The 13672-nt window shown below is 65.1% G+C and carries 16 protein-coding genes and 1 riboswitch; all 16 genes read right to left on the reverse strand.

What is annotated here, in order from left to right:
• Window positions 1–84 precede the first annotated feature (84 nt).
• On the reverse strand, window positions 85–816 hold the full coding sequence (locus QRN22_RS00175; RefSeq protein ID WP_042555748.1) for an adenosylcobinamide-GDP ribazoletransferase: 732 nt from the start codon (window positions 814–816) through the stop codon (window positions 85–87).
• On the reverse strand, window positions 813–1379 hold the full coding sequence (gene cobC / locus QRN22_RS00180) for an alpha-ribazole phosphatase family protein (protein ID WP_042555747.1): 567 nt from the start codon (window positions 1377–1379) through the stop codon (window positions 813–815). The genes QRN22_RS00175 and cobC overlap by 4 nt, the downstream gene beginning before the upstream one ends.
• Window positions 1376–2431 (reverse strand): nicotinate-nucleotide--dimethylbenzimidazole phosphoribosyltransferase, encoded by a 1056-nt coding sequence (gene cobT / locus QRN22_RS00185; RefSeq protein ID WP_042555746.1) that lies wholly within the window; start codon window positions 2429–2431, stop codon window positions 1376–1378. The genes cobC and cobT overlap by 4 nt, the downstream gene beginning before the upstream one ends.
• Window positions 2428–2949 (reverse strand): bifunctional adenosylcobinamide kinase/adenosylcobinamide-phosphate guanylyltransferase, encoded by a 522-nt coding sequence (gene cobU / locus QRN22_RS00190; RefSeq protein ID WP_042555745.1) that lies wholly within the window; start codon window positions 2947–2949, stop codon window positions 2428–2430. The genes cobT and cobU overlap by 4 nt, the downstream gene beginning before the upstream one ends.
• Window positions 2950–4461, reverse strand: coding sequence for a cobyric acid synthase (locus QRN22_RS00195; protein ID WP_042555744.1), 1512 nt, complete (start codon window positions 4459–4461; stop codon window positions 2950–2952).
• A complete protein-coding gene (cobD, locus tag QRN22_RS00200) occupies window positions 4458–5450 on the reverse strand; it encodes a threonine-phosphate decarboxylase CobD (RefSeq protein ID WP_042555743.1) in 993 nt (330 codons plus the stop codon). The genes QRN22_RS00195 and cobD overlap by 4 nt, the downstream gene beginning before the upstream one ends.
• Complete coding sequence (gene cbiB / locus QRN22_RS00205) at window positions 5443–6345, reverse strand: adenosylcobinamide-phosphate synthase CbiB (protein WP_419761291.1); 903 nt, start codon at window positions 6343–6345, stop codon at window positions 5443–5445. Before cbiB ends, cobD begins: the two co-directional genes overlap by 8 nt.
• An 18-nt stretch (window positions 6346–6363) precedes the next feature.
• Window positions 6364–7029, reverse strand: a complete 666-nt coding sequence (gene bluB / locus QRN22_RS00210) for a 5,6-dimethylbenzimidazole synthase (protein WP_042555741.1) — start codon at window positions 7027–7029, stop codon at window positions 6364–6366.
• Complete coding sequence (locus tag QRN22_RS00215; protein WP_042555740.1) at window positions 7026–8354, reverse strand: cobyrinic acid a,c-diamide synthase CobB; 1329 nt, start codon at window positions 8352–8354, stop codon at window positions 7026–7028. The genes bluB and QRN22_RS00215 overlap by 4 nt, the downstream gene beginning before the upstream one ends.
• A complete protein-coding gene (gene cobO, locus QRN22_RS00220) occupies window positions 8351–8977 on the reverse strand; it encodes a cob(I)yrinic acid a,c-diamide adenosyltransferase (RefSeq protein ID WP_042555739.1) in 627 nt (208 codons plus the stop codon). Before cobO ends, QRN22_RS00215 begins: the two co-directional genes overlap by 4 nt.
• Before the next feature lie 146 nt (window positions 8978–9123).
• A riboswitch (cobalamin riboswitch) is annotated at window positions 9124–9355 on the reverse strand.
• Between the two features lie 133 nt (window positions 9356–9488).
• The gene (locus QRN22_RS00225) at window positions 9489–10016 is read right to left on the reverse strand and encodes a C40 family peptidase (RefSeq protein WP_042555738.1); all 528 of its coding nucleotides are present in this window, start codon (window positions 10014–10016) and stop codon (window positions 9489–9491) included.
• Window positions 10017–10152: 136 nt separating this feature from the next.
• Window positions 10153–10785 carry a C40 family peptidase gene (locus tag QRN22_RS00230; protein WP_042555737.1) on the reverse strand — a complete coding sequence of 211 codons (633 nt, stop codon included), beginning with the start codon at window positions 10783–10785 and terminating at the stop codon, window positions 10153–10155.
• 54 nt (window positions 10786–10839) lie between these two features.
• The gene (locus QRN22_RS00235) at window positions 10840–11619 is read right to left on the reverse strand and encodes an NAD-dependent deacylase (RefSeq protein WP_042555736.1); all 780 of its coding nucleotides are present in this window, start codon (window positions 11617–11619) and stop codon (window positions 10840–10842) included.
• Window positions 11619–12338 carry a DNA-3-methyladenine glycosylase I gene (locus QRN22_RS00240; protein WP_042555735.1) on the reverse strand — a complete coding sequence of 240 codons (720 nt, stop codon included), beginning with the start codon at window positions 12336–12338 and terminating at the stop codon, window positions 11619–11621. The genes QRN22_RS00235 and QRN22_RS00240 overlap by 1 nt, the downstream gene beginning before the upstream one ends.
• 15 nt (window positions 12339–12353) lie before the next feature.
• A complete protein-coding gene (locus QRN22_RS00245; RefSeq protein ID WP_042555734.1) occupies window positions 12354–12830 on the reverse strand; it encodes a hypothetical protein in 477 nt (158 codons plus the stop codon).
• An 11-nt stretch (window positions 12831–12841) separates the two neighbouring features.
• Window positions 12842–13666 (reverse strand): tRNA 2-thiocytidine(32) synthetase TtcA, encoded by an 825-nt coding sequence (ttcA, locus tag QRN22_RS00250; RefSeq protein ID WP_042555733.1) that lies wholly within the window; start codon window positions 13664–13666, stop codon window positions 12842–12844.
• Between the last annotated feature and the right edge of the window lie 6 nt (window positions 13667–13672).

Below are 13672 nucleotides of genomic sequence, written 5' to 3' on the forward strand. Positions count from 1 at the left end.
TCAGGACAGGAGAACGGGCCACATGCAATGCATGCGCTGGCAAACGCGGGTATCGCCCGCTCTACCCAGCCATGGGCCAGGTGGTCAGCCGGCCACGTGCAAAGCCATCACCAGCAGCACCCCGCACTCGAGCACCTCCAGCAGCGCTCCGGCGGTGTCGCCAGTGGTGCCGCCCAGGCGCTGCTGCATCATGCGCCGCAAGCAGAAGAAAATTGCCACCGCCGCCAGCATCACCCAGATACCACCGGCCAGCAGACAGGTCAGCGACGTCACCACCAGCACCGCGATGGCGGACGACCTTGGCAGGTGCCGAGCCAACACCTCGCCCAGACCTCCCGCGCGGACATAGGGCGTGCAGAGAAACAGGGCCAACAGCGCGCCACGTCCCAGCACCGGGACCAGCAGCAGCGCGAGGTGATCACCCCGCTCGAGCAGAGTCAGCAAGGCGACGAACTTGAGCAGCAGCACCATCACCAGCACCACCACGGCGATCGGCCCGCTGCGCGGGTCCTTCATGATCGCCAGGGTGCGCTCGCGATCACCGAAACCGCCCATCCAGGCATCCGCGCTGTCGGCCAGGCCATCCAGATGCAGCGCACCGCTCAGTGCCACCCACAGGCTCAGCAACAGCGCCGCCTGTAGGGGCACCGCTGCCGCTTCGAGCAGGTGCGCGGCAGCCAGCAGCAGCAGACCGATCACCCCACCAACCAGCGGGTAGCAGAGCAGCGAGCATCCCGTTTGCTCAGGCGTGGGCATGCCGGCCAGGCGTACCGGCAAGCGCGTGAGAAACTGCAATGCGATCCAGAAAGGTGTCATGGGATTTCCCGCACGCCCAAGCCATCGAATTGCAGGTGCACCCGCTGACCATGGGTCACACTGACCTGCAGCAGTTGCTCTCGGGGCAACCCCCGCGCCCGCGCCAGCAACAGACGCATCACCCCGCCATGGGTGACCACCAGCAACCGCCGCCCCTGATAGCTGTCCTGCAGACGCCGCACTGCATCCAGTACCCGCGCCTCGAAGTCCAGCAGTGGCTCGCCGGCGGGCGGCGTGAAGGCATAGGGATCGGCCCAGAAGCGACCAAGATCGTCGGCGTCGGTCTCCATCAACTGGGCGGCGCTACGTCCTTCCCAGTCACCGAAATGCAGCTCCTGCAAACCAGCCTCGAACTGCAACGGCAGATCGCGGGCGGCGGCCAGTTCCTCGGCGAAGCGCGCGCAGCGCTGCAGCGGCGAGCTGATCAGCGCATCCCAGTGTTCATCGGCGCGCACCGCTGACCGCAATTGTGCCCAGCCGGTCTCGGTCAGCGCGTCGTCCAGGCTGCCACGCAAGCCGCCGCCCTGCTCGGTTTCGCCATGGCGCAGCAGATGCAGGATCACGGCGCGCGATCCGCCACCGCCGCCTCGGCGAAGGTGGCCATTTCATTGTGCAGCGCACAGGCCAGACGCAGCATCGGCACCACCAGTGCAGCCCCACTGCCCTCGCCCAGGCGCAGGCCCAGGCTGACGATCGGCGTGGCCTGCAGGGCGGCGAGCAGACGCTGATGACCGGGCTCGGCGCTCTGATGAGAAAACAGCAGCCAGTCGCGACACGCCGGGTTCAGACGCACCGCCAGCAAGGCGGCGACGCTGCAGATGAAGCCGTCGACCAGCGCCACCACGCCCTGCTGGGCGCACGCCAGGTAGGCGCCGGTGAGTGCAGCGATCTCGAAACCGCCCAGACGACGCAAGGCTTCCATCGGCTCGCTGGCAGCTGCGCGGTGCAGCGCCAGGGCCGTTTCGATCACCTGTGCCTTGTGGGCCACGCCGGCAGCGGCAAGCCCGGTACCCGGCCCCACCAGCTCGGCCACCGGACAATCCAGCAGCAGGCAGGCCAGCGCCGTGGCCGCGGTGGTGTTGCCGATGCCCATCTCACCGCCAATGAACAGCTCGCGGCCATCCCGTGCAGCACGAGCGACGCTGTCGCGGCCGGCCTGCAGGGCGATCAGAGCCTGGGCAGGCGTCATCGCCGCTTCGCGCATGAGGTTGGCGGTGCCAGCGCCGACCTGCAAATGGCGCACGCCTGGCAGTGGTTCGAGCGGCAGCGCGGTGCCCAGATCGGTCACTTCCAGCGATGCGTTCAACTGCCGGGCCAGCACGCTGATCGCTGCGCCGCCAGCGACGAAGTTGCGCAGCATCTGCCCCGTGACAGCCTGCGGGTAGGCCGAGACACCTTCAGCCACGACGCCGTGATCAGCGGCGAAAATGGCGATCCACACCTTGTCGACGCCCGGGCACTCACGGCCCTGCAGCCCGGCCAGGCGAATCGCCAGGCGCTCCAGTTCGCCGAGCGAACCGGCCGGTTTGGTCAACTGCCCCTGCCGCGCCTCGGCCTTGTCACGCGCCACCTGGTCGATAGGCTGGGGGGGATTGAGCCACCAGTCGAGGTTCATAACGGATCTCCCTTGAGAATCATGGGCAGGCCAGCGACCGTGAACACCACGCGCTGGCAGCGTTCGGCGATGGCCTGGTGCAGCAGGCCGGCTTCATCGACATAACGGCGGGTCAACTCGCCCATCGGCACCACGCCAAGCCCGGTTTCGTTGCTGACCAGAATCAGCCGCCCTGACAGATTCGCCAGGCAGGCCAGCAGCGCATCGCGCTCGCGTACCAGGCGTGCGTCATCTTCCAGCAGCAGCAGGTTGGTCAGCCAAAGGGTCAGGCAATCGACCAGCAGGCAGCGCTGTGCCGATGCATGCTCGCCAAGCACCCGGGCCAGTTCCAGCGGCTCTTCGATCAGCCCCCAGTGCGCCGGCCGACGATCGCGATGGGAGCGGATACGGGCGTTCATCTCGCCATCGAGCGCCTGGCTGGTGGCGATGTATGTCACCTCGAGGCCCGACTCCTGGGCCAGGCGCTCGGCCAACCGACTCTTGCCGGAGCGAGCACCACCGAGAATCAACTCCTGCATCTATTCGCTCTCCATTGGGGCCGCCAGACCGCATAGCGCGCGCAGGGCCGAGCGATCCAGGTGCGCTTCGACCAGATCCGCCAGGCGCTCGATATCGCGCTCGCGCAGGGCGTGGTAATCCACCTCCTGCACCTCCCCCAGGCCAGCCCAGCGCAGCAGCGCCGAACAGGCTTGCGACGACTCGAACAGGCCGTGCAGGTAAGTACCCATGACCTGGCCATCGGCGCTCAGCGCACCGTCCGCACGGCCATCATCGAGGCGAACCGCGGCGCGCTGCAGATCGGCGCCCGAGGTCACCCCGGCATGAATCTCGTAACCGCTGATAGAGGCATCTTCCAGACACAGATGCCCACGCACATTACGTAGCTGCTTGTGGGGCTCCAGCACCGTGTCGATCTGCAAGAGTCCCAGGCCCTGGCTACCCCCGGCGGGCCCTTCGAGTCCGTCTGGATCCTCGACGCGACGCCCGAGCATCTGCAGCCCGCCGCAGATGCCGAGCAGCTTGCCGCCATAGCGCAGGTGTCGCTCGATGGCCTCGGCCCAACCCCCGCTGCGCAGAAAGGCAAGGTCGGCGCGTACGCTCTTGGAGCCGGGCAGAATGATCAGGTCGGCGGGCGGGATCGCTTCGCCGGGGCCGACGAAGGTCAGCTCGACCTGAGGGTGCAGGCGCAGCGGGTCGAAATCGGTGTGGTTGCTGATCCGTGGCAGCACCGGAACCACCACCCGGAGCACCTGTTCGGTCTTGCTCACCTGGCGACGGTCGATGGCGTCTTCGGCCTCCAGATGGAAATCCATCAGATAGGGCAGCACGCCAAGCACCGGCTTGCCGGTGCGTTTCTCGAGCCAGTCCAGGCCAGGCTGCAGCAAGGCGATATCGCCGCGAAAGCGATTGATCACGAAGCCCTTGAGCCGTGCCTGTTCACTGGGCGAGAGCAATTCCAGGGTGCCGACCAGGTGGGCGAAGACGCCGCCCTTGTCGATATCGGCGACCAGAATCACCGGACAATCGACCGCCTCGGCAAAGCCCATGTTGGCGATGTCGTTGGCGCGCAGGTTGATCTCTGCAGGCGAGCCTGCACCTTCCACCATCACCACCTGATGAATCGCCTGCAGCCGCTGGTGGGACGCCAGCACCGCCTGGCGGGCGACCTGCTTGTAATCGTGATAGGCCACGGCATTCATGTTGCCGACGGCCTGGCCGTGGATGATCACCTGAGCGCCGGTGTCGCTGTTGGGTTTGAGCAGCACCGGGTTCATGTCGGTATGGGGCGCCAGACCGCAGGCCTGGGCTTGCACGGCCTGAGCACGGCCGATCTCGCCGCCGTCGGCGGTTACCGCACTGTTGAGTGCCATGTTCTGCGGCTTGAAAGGCGCTACGCTGACGCCCTGGCGACGCAGCCAGCGGCACAGCGCGGTGACCAGGGTGCTCTTGCCGGCATCCGACGTGGTGCCTTGCACCATTAACGTAGCGCCCTGCTGAACAAGAGCGGCGCCTGATTCAGAACGGCTCATCGCGATTCCTCGGCGAATACGCTCAGCGCCCGGTCCAGGCGCTGCCAGCCTTCTTCGTCCGGCGGCAGGCCGAAACGAATGCTTGCCGGCCGCTCGAACAGCCGGGTGAAAATGCCATTGCAGGCGAGGAATTCGTGCAGCAGGGCCGCGCGCTCGCAGGCGATCCACTGGAACAGCGAGCAGCCGCCGGTGGGAGCCAGGCCATGCTCGCGCAGCAGGTCGGCCAGACGCTGGCCATCCCTGACCAGACGCTGCTGCTGCGCCTGCTGGCCAGAGCGGTCTTCGAGCAGGTGGGCACCCAGCCAGCGTGTCGGCCCGCTGAGAGTCCAGGGACCGAGCATTTCTTCCAGCTCACCTAGCAGCTTGGCGTCGGCCAGCACGAAACCCAGCCGGGCACCGGCCATGCCGAAGAACTTGCCGAACGAGCGCAGCACGATCAGCCCGGGCAGGTGACTATGAGCCGCCAGACTCTGTTCCGGGGTGCAATCGATGAAGGCCTCATCGACGATCAGCCACCCCCCTCGCTCGGCCAGGCGCGCATGCCAGGCGAACAGTTGCTGCGGCGAAAATCGCCGACCGGTAGGGTTGTTGGGATTGACCAGCAGCAGCACGTCGAGCCGCTCCAGCGCCCGGTTGACGCTCGCCTCGCAGAGCTCCAGCACCCGATGCCCTTCACGCTGCCAAGCCGCCGCATGCTCGGCATACGCTGGCGATACGATGCCCACCCGCGCCTCGCTTCGCAGCCGTGGCAGGCACTGGATGGCCGCCTGGGAGCCGGCCACTGGCAGCAGGTGGTCGACGCCGTAGTAGGCGCAGGCAGCAGCCTCCAGCCCATCATCCTGCTCGGGCAGACGCACCCAGGCCTGCTCCGGAATCGCTGGCAGGGGTAGTCCATAAGGCGCCACGCCGGTTGACAGATCCAGCCAGTCACTCAGGGGAATGCCGTATTGCTGGGCCGCTCGCCGCAAACGTCCGCCATGTTCAAGCAACGCACACCCCCACGATCAGCATGAGCAACAGCCACAACGAGACGCCCCCCCAGACCAGATTCATCGCCCGCTCGATGTCTCGTGCCCGGGGCTGCGGGCCCTCGCCCAGCTCGGGCCGCTGGTGCACCTGGCCATGATAGACGGCAGCACCGCCGAGGCTGACACCCAGCGCCCCGGCACCAGCGGCCATCACCGGTCCGGCATTGGGGCTGTCCCACTGCGGCGCCTGGCGCTGCCAGCAACGCATTGCCGTGGTGGTGCGCCCGAGCAGCGCGTAGGTCAGCGCGACCAGGCGCGCCGGCACGTAGTTGAGCAGGTCGTCGATCTTCGCGGCGGCCCAGCCGAAGCGCTCGAAACGTTCGTTGCGGTAGCCCCACATGGCATCCAGCGTATTGCTCAGGCGGTACAGCACCACACCCGGCGCGCCAGCCACGAGAAACCAGAACAGCGCGGCGAATACCGCGTCACTGCCGTTTTCCAGCACCGACTCAGTACCGGCACGGGCCACACCGGTGGCGTCCAGGTCATCGGTGCGGCGGCTGACCATATAGCCGACCCTTTGGCGGGCCAGGGCCAGATCGCCAAGGCGCAGGGCCTGAGCCACCGGCTGAGCATGCTGATCGAGGCTGCGCAAGCCGAGGGCCGCATACAGGGCGATGATCTGCACCAGCCAGCCGATCCAGGGCACCTGCACCAGCAGCACGGTTAGCAGCGTGAGCGGCAATACCGCCAGGCACCAGGCCGTCACGCCGTGGCTACGCCAGCCGCCTCCGGACGGGTTGAAGCGCTGCTCCAGACGATTGGCCAGCTTGCCGAAGCCCACCAGCGGGTGCCAACGCCTCGGTTCACCAAGCGCGGCATCCAGCGCCACGCCCACGGCAGCACTGAGGATCATGCTCATAAACGTACTGCGCTATTCATGTGGCTCCCCGTCATGTGATGCCCAGCGATCCTGAAACAGCAATTCACTCAATGGTCGCACTTCGGCCCAGCCCTCCTGGGCCAGCATCGGTACCGGGTAGAACGCCTGCACCGGCCCCAGGCACAGCACCGCCACCGGCTTGCTGCCGGCTGGCATGCCCAGCAGCTCGGCCAGTGCGAGAGGATCGAACAGCGACACCCAGCCCATGCCCAGCCCCTCGGCCCTGGCGGCCAGCCAGAGATTCTGAATTGCGCAGGACAATGACGCCATATCCATTTCTGGCAGGGTGCGCCGGCCGAAGACATGAGCGTCACGGCCGTCCATCAGCGCCGCGACCAGCAACTCGGCGCACTCACGAACGCCCTCGACCTTGAGGCGCATGAACGCGTCGGAGCGTTCGCCCAACGCCTCGGCGGTCAGCCGGCGCTCGGCTTCGACCAACTGATAGATGTCTTCACGCAGTGCTGGCCGGGTGATGCGGATGAAGCGCCAGGGCTGCATCAGCCCCACACTGGGCGCCTGGTGCGCAGCTTCGAGCAACTTGGCGAGCAGTTCAGGCGCCACCTCGCCACCACTGAAATGACGCATATCGCGGCGCTCGGAAATGGCCCGATAGACAGCGGCACGCTCCTCGGCGCTGAAGGCGTGGTCGCTCATGGCCTGAACAATGCCGCTGCGGCCGCAGGATCGGATGGCAGGTAAAAGTGGATATAGGACGCGGTGAGCCGGCCGAGACGAAACACCGCCTCGCTGACCGGTTTGTCATTGGGGCACTCGCCGCGAGCCAGCGGCTGCAGCTCGGATTCGAGCCGCGAATGATGATAGCTGTGACCGCGCAACAGCCCTTCGGGCAACGTGACCGCCTGCAGCGCGAGGGCGACCAGGCGCTTCTGCATCTGGGCATGGCCAGGCACCAAGCCGGCCAGCTCCGCCCGTTCGCCTGCCGCGTCGCTCAGTGTGTCGAGCAGGTAGAGCATGCCACCGCACTCGGCGAGAATCGGCTTGCCAGCTCGCTGATGGGCGGTGATGGCCTCGATCATCGAACGGTTGGTGGCCAGCGCCTGCAGATGCAGCTCCGGGTAGCCGCCGGGCAGATAAAGGCTGTCCACCTCGGGCAGGCTCTGATCTGCCAGCGGACTGAAGAACGTCAGGGCCGCGCCCATTCGCTCCAGCAGATCGAGATTGGCCTGATAGGTGAACGCGAAGGATGCGTCGCGGGCCACGCCGATGCGCACGCCCTCCAGCAGCGGCAATGGCGCTGCAATCGACGGCGCAGCGAAGGTCACTGGTGGCGGCAGGGTAACCGTTGCGGTCTGTGCCAGAGCATCGGCAGCGGTATCCAGACGCACATCGAGGTCGGCGAGTTCGGCGGCCTGCACCAGGCCCAGGTGGCGGCTCGGCAATTCGATCGCGGCGCTACGCGGCAAAGAGCCGTACCAGCGGATCGAGGCTGGCAGGCTGTCGCGGATCAGATCGTTATGGCGCCCGGGATTGACGCGATTGCCGAGCACACCGGAGAACGGCAGATCCGGCTGATAGCTGGCCAGGCCGACGGCCAGTGCCCCGAAGGTCTGGGCCATGGCGGAGCCATCGATCACCCCCAGCACCGGAACCCCGAAGCGGCGGGCCAGGTCGGCGGCGGATGGCGAGCCGTCGAACAGCCCCATCACACCTTCGATGAGGATCAGGTCCGCCTCGCCAGCGGCTTCCCACAGCAGGCGGCGGCTCTCGGCCTCGCCAACCATCCACAGATCCAACTGATAAACCGGGTGGCCGCTGGCACGGGAGAGGATCATTGGATCGAGAAAGTCAGGCCCGCACTTGAACACCCGCACCCGCTTGCCCTGCCGGGTGTGCAGGCGTGCCAGGGCCGCAGTGACGGTGGTCTTGCCCTGCCCCGAGGCCGGCGCAGCGATCAACAGTGCCGGACAGTGGCGCGACGCGCGCTCACCCGCATCGGATACAGACGCTGTAACGCTCAAAACTCCACGCCTTTCTGTGCTTTCACGCCGGACTTGAAGGCATGCTTCACGAGCGTCATTTCGGTAACGGTATCCGCGGCCTCTAGCAGCGCCGGTGGCGCGCCACGGCCGGTAGCCACGACGTGCTGCAGCTCGGGGCGCGACTCGATGTCACGCAGCACCACATCCACGTCCAGGTAACCGTGCTTGAGGGCGATGTTCAGCTCGTCCAGTACCACCAGGGCGATCTGCGGGTCGTTCAGCAGTTGCCGGGCGACCTCCCAGGCCTGAACGGCCTTCTCGATGTCCCGCTGACGATCCTGGGTGTCCCAGGTGTAGCCCTCGCCCATCACGTGGTAGCTGACTTCATCGGGAAAGCGGCGGAAAAAGTGCTCCTCACCGGTGGCCATGCCGCCCTTGATGAACTGCACCACGCCGACCTTGAGACCATGCCCCAGCGCGCGGGCGACCATGCCGAAGGCCGAGCTGCTCTTGCCCTTGCCATTGCCGCTGTGCACCAGCAGCAGGCCGTACTCGTCCTGAGCCTGGGCGATCTTTTCGTCCATCAGGGCTTTCTTGCGCGCCATGCGGGCGTTGTGCCGCGCGTCGCGCTCTGCTGATTCTCGGCTTGGGGATGGGGTCATGGGATCTCCTTTGCGCGAGGCCGCGCGGCACACGCCAGTGAAACGGTCGGGCAGGAAACCGGGTTCAGGCCAGACGATGAAGGAATCACACAGGAGCAGGCAGGAGCTGACCGGGTCGGCCGCGCACCGGCCGCGCCCACCGCGCAAACCTGGAAAAGCGACAGGCCGGTCTCCGGGCTTGCGAGCACCGCACTCAGCAGAATGCGGACACCGACGCGACCTTCCCGTATCGACGATACAGTGGCGAGAAGCGTGGTTGGACTCGTTTACCGTTGCGGGGGCAGCGTCGGCCTTGCCTGCCTATTGAAACAGCGGCGCACCGACTTCCCAGTTTCACCCCCGGCCGAAACCGGGGACACCTGAAGCAAGCCGCGAAGGGTAAGGATTGGCCGCCTCAGCGTCAATCGAAGACTCAGAATCCGCCTCCCTGGCAGGCGAGCCAGAGCCACGCAGGGTCCCAGGGCGGTCTCAAAGGAGCATGGCCGAGCTGCAGCGGACGCTGGCCTGGCGCTCAGGGATGGCTGGCCAGCTCGACCGGAAACACCCGCTTCGCTTCGATATAGGTACGCTGCCAATAGCTGTTGCCGAGACTGTCCAGACGCACGGTGCCGCCCGAAGAAGGTGCATGCACGAAGCGCCCTTCGCCGACGTAGATACCGGCATGGCTGACCTGCCGGCCACCGTTGGTGGCGAAGAACACCAGATCGCCACTGCGCAGGGCGTCGCGGCCAACCACTGGGGCGCGCATGCTGATCAGCTCCCGGGTGGAGCGAGGCAACTGGATGCCTGCGGCATCACGGTACACATAGCCGATCAGCCCACTGCAGTCGAAACCACTGGCCGGTGTGTTGCCGCCGTAGCGGTATGGCGTACCGACGAGCCCCAGGGCACGGAACAGCACGTCGTCGGCGCCGCCCTGATAATTGCCAGGAGCGGGCGCGATCACCACAGGCTGCGGAGCGGGTACGGGGGCGCGACTGGAACATGCACTGAGCAGTGCAGCGAGCAGCAGGAAGGCGATGCGGATGGTGGCAGTCATGGACGGACGATCCTGGAGCCTGAATGCGCCCTACTCTGCCCCGTTCACAACTGCAGTGCAAGCTTTAGCTTTATGCTGCAGTCGCTTGAAAACTATCAAGATGTTGCCCGATCCGGACAGCTCGGGCATTCAGGCCTCAGTGCTGGGACGCCAGGTGCTCGGTCGGCGCCAGAGCCAGGACGCGCTTGGCCTCGATGAACGTGCGCTTCCAGTAGCGATCGTCCAGGCTGTCGATACGCACCCCACCGCTGCGGCTGCTGGAGGAATGGATGAACTGATCATCGCCCAGATAGATGCCGGCATGGCTGACACGACCGCGACCGTTGGTGCTGAAGAACACCAGATCGCCCGGCTCCAGGGCCTTGCGCTCGACCAGCGGGGCGTCGATGTTGATCATTTCCCGCGTCGAGCGCGGCAGTTCCATGCCCAGCTCTTCGCGGAACAGATAGCCGATGAAACCACTGCAGTCGAAACCGGTTTTCACCGAATTGCCACCGAAACGGTAACGGGTGCCGATCAGCGAGAGGCCTTTTTCGAGGACGCTGTCCGCCAGTTGTGGCAGCTCGTAAGGTGCGTGGTCGGCGAAGTCGGCAACCGCATCGTCTTCGACGACATCGTTGCGATCCAGAACAGGCGCTGCAACCACTGGCCTGGCAGGCAAAGAAGCCTGGGCCGGGGCATCGATCTGGGATTGTGGAGCATGGTTAGCGCAGGCGGCGAGAACCATCGTAAGTGCGAGAGGCACGAGGGGTGCGAAGCGTTTGCGCATGGGCACGACCGTGGCGTGAAAAATGAACAGCCGCGACTATGCCCACTAACGGGATCATTTGCAAATATTATGAGTAACGATGTGACTCAGTAGTTCCGGAAAAACATCTAAGGCCCTTTCTTCCAGCCTGAAGTCAACCAGATCGCTGACCTCGCTCTGCGACAAATTGACCTCCACCGTCACCCCGCCCGCCTGTCGTGTGCGCAGCAGCGGCTCGACTATATAAGGAAAGCTGGCACTGGTGCCGACGCTGATCACCAGATCGAAACCCTTCTCCAGTTGCGCATAAAGGCGACCGACGGCGTCTTCCGGCAGCATCTCGCCAAACAGCGTCACCGGCGGACGCAGTACGCCACCGCAATTGCCGCACAGCGGAGGCAACGGCTGCAGCAGATGCTCGGCGAGCCGCTCATCCACGCCAGCGCATTGTTGGCAGTGCAGTGGCGCCAACTCACCATGAATTTCGATCAACCGCTGCGCCGGGCTGCCTGCCAGACGATGGTAACCGTCGATATTCTGGGTGAGTACCCAGCACTCGGGCTTCAAGGCCTGCAAGTCGGCAATCGCCTTGTGACCCGCATTCGGCTGGGCCGCCAGGCAGGCGGTGCCGAGCTGTGCCAGGTACTTCCAGCACAGCGCCGGGTCGCGACGCAGCATCTCGCCTGACAGCGCCACTTCGATCGGCACGCCCTCTTCGGTATGGCCGTTGTACAGACCACCGAGGCCACGATAGGTAGGCAACCCGGAGTCGGCAGACAAGCCCGCTCCGGTAATGATCAGGATCCGCTGTGCATCGGCGATAGCGGAGGCGATTCGCGGCAGAAGCGGATGCATCAGTGATTGACCGTATGGACCAGCATCACCGACAGCTGGCACATGGGCCGGCCACTTTCCGCATGCCATTGGTTGAAGGCAGCTTGAACCGCCGCGCGGTCGCGCTGACTGCTCGGCACCTTGTCGACAATCTTCTGGGCCTTGAGCGCGGCGACCATGTCATCGGACGGAATGAAGGTGTCTTTGCCAACCATGCGCAGAAAGCGCGGCGCAGAAAGGCCGCCGAGCTGAGTACCCTGCTTGGCCAGCCAGTGCCAGAGCCCGACGATATCGGTCACGGGCCAATCGGCGATCAGCGCACCGAAGGCGAAGCCGGGTCGCGGGGTGGTGGCTTGCACGGCGGCAGCCGGCCCGCTCAGCGCACCACGCTCCACGTCGAGAATGAACTGCGCGTTGCGCGGCACGCTCTTGAGCTTGCCCAGGTGACGGATCAGGCGAGTGTCCTGCATCAAACGCTCGAGGCGTTCGCCGCCCATCAGCACGACCTTTTCCGGATCGAAACCGAAGAAAACCTCCTCGAAGGCCGGCCACTTGGCGTCCACCAGGCTGTGCTTGAGACCCGCCCGGAAGATGCGCAGGCTCATGATCGACAGATAGCGATCATCACCCAGGGCCCGCAGCTTCTTGTCAGAAGCCGGTTGTGGCAAGCGCGCCTCGAGAGCTGCCAGCGAGCCGAAGCGGTTCACGCAATATTCATGCATCCATCGATAATCGTGCATCGTTTGCCTTGGGATCTACTGGAGTTTGAACGGTGCAGCGAAGCGACCCTCGCTCACCTCGATGAAACCTTCGCCGCCGAGGCGCTTGAGGCGACCGTCGAAGCTGCCACGCACGCCCCAATCGTCGATGCTGTCGATCCTGAGATTGAATGCGGCGCCATCCTCATCACTGAGCGCCGACCAGATTTCCGTGCCGCCCTCATGCTGTATGGCATAACGACTGACCAGCCTGGAGCCTGACAGGCTGTATGTACCTGGCGTGATCTCACCGCCCAGCGCCCACAACTCGAAATCGTAACTGTCGCTCAAGGCCCCATCGTCGAGACGACCGCCAATGACCAGATGTTCGCGGCTCTCGGCCAACTGGGCCACCAGCCGCGAATCGAAATGCATGGCCTTGCCACCCAGCTCGAGCGTCAGCTGACCCTGCTCGTCACTGCCGCCACAGCCACCCAGCAACAGACAGAACATCACCAGCATGGCCTTGTACATGACTCGCCCCCTTACAGGTTCATCACGTTCAGGAAGCGTGGCGTGGCCTGGTCATCGATCTTCAGGCTGGCGAAGTCGAACAGGTTGCGGTCGGCAAGCTGCGATGGCACCACGTTCTGCAGGGCGCGGAACATGATTTCCGTGCGGCCTGGCGATTTGCGCTCCCAATCCTGAAGCATGTCCTTGACCACCTGACGCTGCAGGTTTTCCTGGGAGCCGCAGAGGTTGCACGGGATGATGGGGAATTCCTTGAGCGTGCTGTAGGCCTCGATATCGGCCTCGTTGCAATAGGCCAGCGGGCGAATCACCACGTTGCGCCCGTCGTCGGCACGCAGCTTGGGTGGCATGGCCTTGAGGGTGCCGCCATAGAACATGTTGAGAAAGAAGGTCTCGAGGATGTCGTCACGGTGGTGACCGAGGGCCATCTTGGTCGCGCCGATCTCGTCGGCGAAGGTGTACAGGGTGCCGCGACGCAGGCGCGAACACAGCGAGCAGGTGGTCTTGCCTTCCGGGATCTTCTCCTTGACCACCGAATAGGTATCCTTTTCGACGATGTGGTACGGCACACCGATGGATTCCAGGTAAGCCGGCAGCACGTGCTCGGGGAAGCCTGGCTGCTTCTGGTCCATGTTCACCGCGACGATCTCGAAGTGAATGGGCGCGACCTTCTGCAGGTAAAGCAGGATGTCGAGCATGGTGTAGCTGTCCTTGCCACCGGACAGGCAGACCATCACCTTGTCGCCCTCCTCGATCATGTTGAAGTCGGCAATGGCTTCGCCAGCCTGACGACGCAGGCGTTTTTGCAGCTTGTTCTGATTGACCGAGAGGGTGCCCATGGCGCG

The organism is Pseudomonas sp. MEJ086 (assembly GCF_030209025.1).
Classification (GTDB): domain Bacteria; phylum Pseudomonadota; class Gammaproteobacteria; order Pseudomonadales; family Pseudomonadaceae; genus Aquipseudomonas; species Aquipseudomonas fulva_A.

Coding starts and splice junctions, on each gene's coding strand:
- cobT (WP_042555746.1), bottom strand. CDS start 2,431: ATGAACCTCGACTGGTGGCTCAATCCCCCCCAGCCTATCGACCAGGTG.
- bluB (WP_042555741.1), bottom strand. CDS start 7,029: ATGAGCGACCACGCCTTCAGCGCCGAGGAGCGTGCCGCTGTCTATCGG.
- cobO (WP_042555739.1), bottom strand. CDS start 8,977: ATGACCCCATCCCCAAGCCGAGAATCAGCAGAGCGCGACGCGCGGCAC.
- QRN22_RS00240 (WP_042555735.1), bottom strand. CDS start 12,338: ATGCACGATTATCGATGGATGCATGAATATTGCGTGAACCGCTTCGGC.
- cobU (WP_042555745.1), bottom strand. CDS start 2,949: ATGCAGGAGTTGATTCTCGGTGGTGCTCGCTCCGGCAAGAGTCGGTTG.
- cbiB (WP_419761291.1), bottom strand. CDS start 6,345: ATGATCCTCAGTGCTGCCGTGGGCGTGGCGCTGGATGCCGCGCTTGGT.
- QRN22_RS00225 (WP_042555738.1), bottom strand. CDS start 10,016: ATGACTGCCACCATCCGCATCGCCTTCCTGCTGCTCGCTGCACTGCTC.
- QRN22_RS00175 (WP_042555748.1), bottom strand. CDS start 816: ATGACACCTTTCTGGATCGCATTGCAGTTTCTCACGCGCTTGCCGGTA.
- QRN22_RS00245 (WP_042555734.1), bottom strand. CDS start 12,830: ATGTACAAGGCCATGCTGGTGATGTTCTGTCTGTTGCTGGGTGGCTGT.
- QRN22_RS00235 (WP_042555736.1), bottom strand. CDS start 11,619: ATGCATCCGCTTCTGCCGCGAATCGCCTCCGCTATCGCCGATGCACAG.
- ttcA (WP_042555733.1), bottom strand. CDS start 13,666: ATGGGCACCCTCTCGGTCAATCAGAACAAGCTGCAAAAACGCCTGCGT.
- QRN22_RS00230 (WP_042555737.1), bottom strand. CDS start 10,785: ATGCGCAAACGCTTCGCACCCCTCGTGCCTCTCGCACTTACGATGGTT.
- QRN22_RS00195 (WP_042555744.1), bottom strand. CDS start 4,461: ATGAGCCGTTCTGAATCAGGCGCCGCTCTTGTTCAGCAGGGCGCTACG.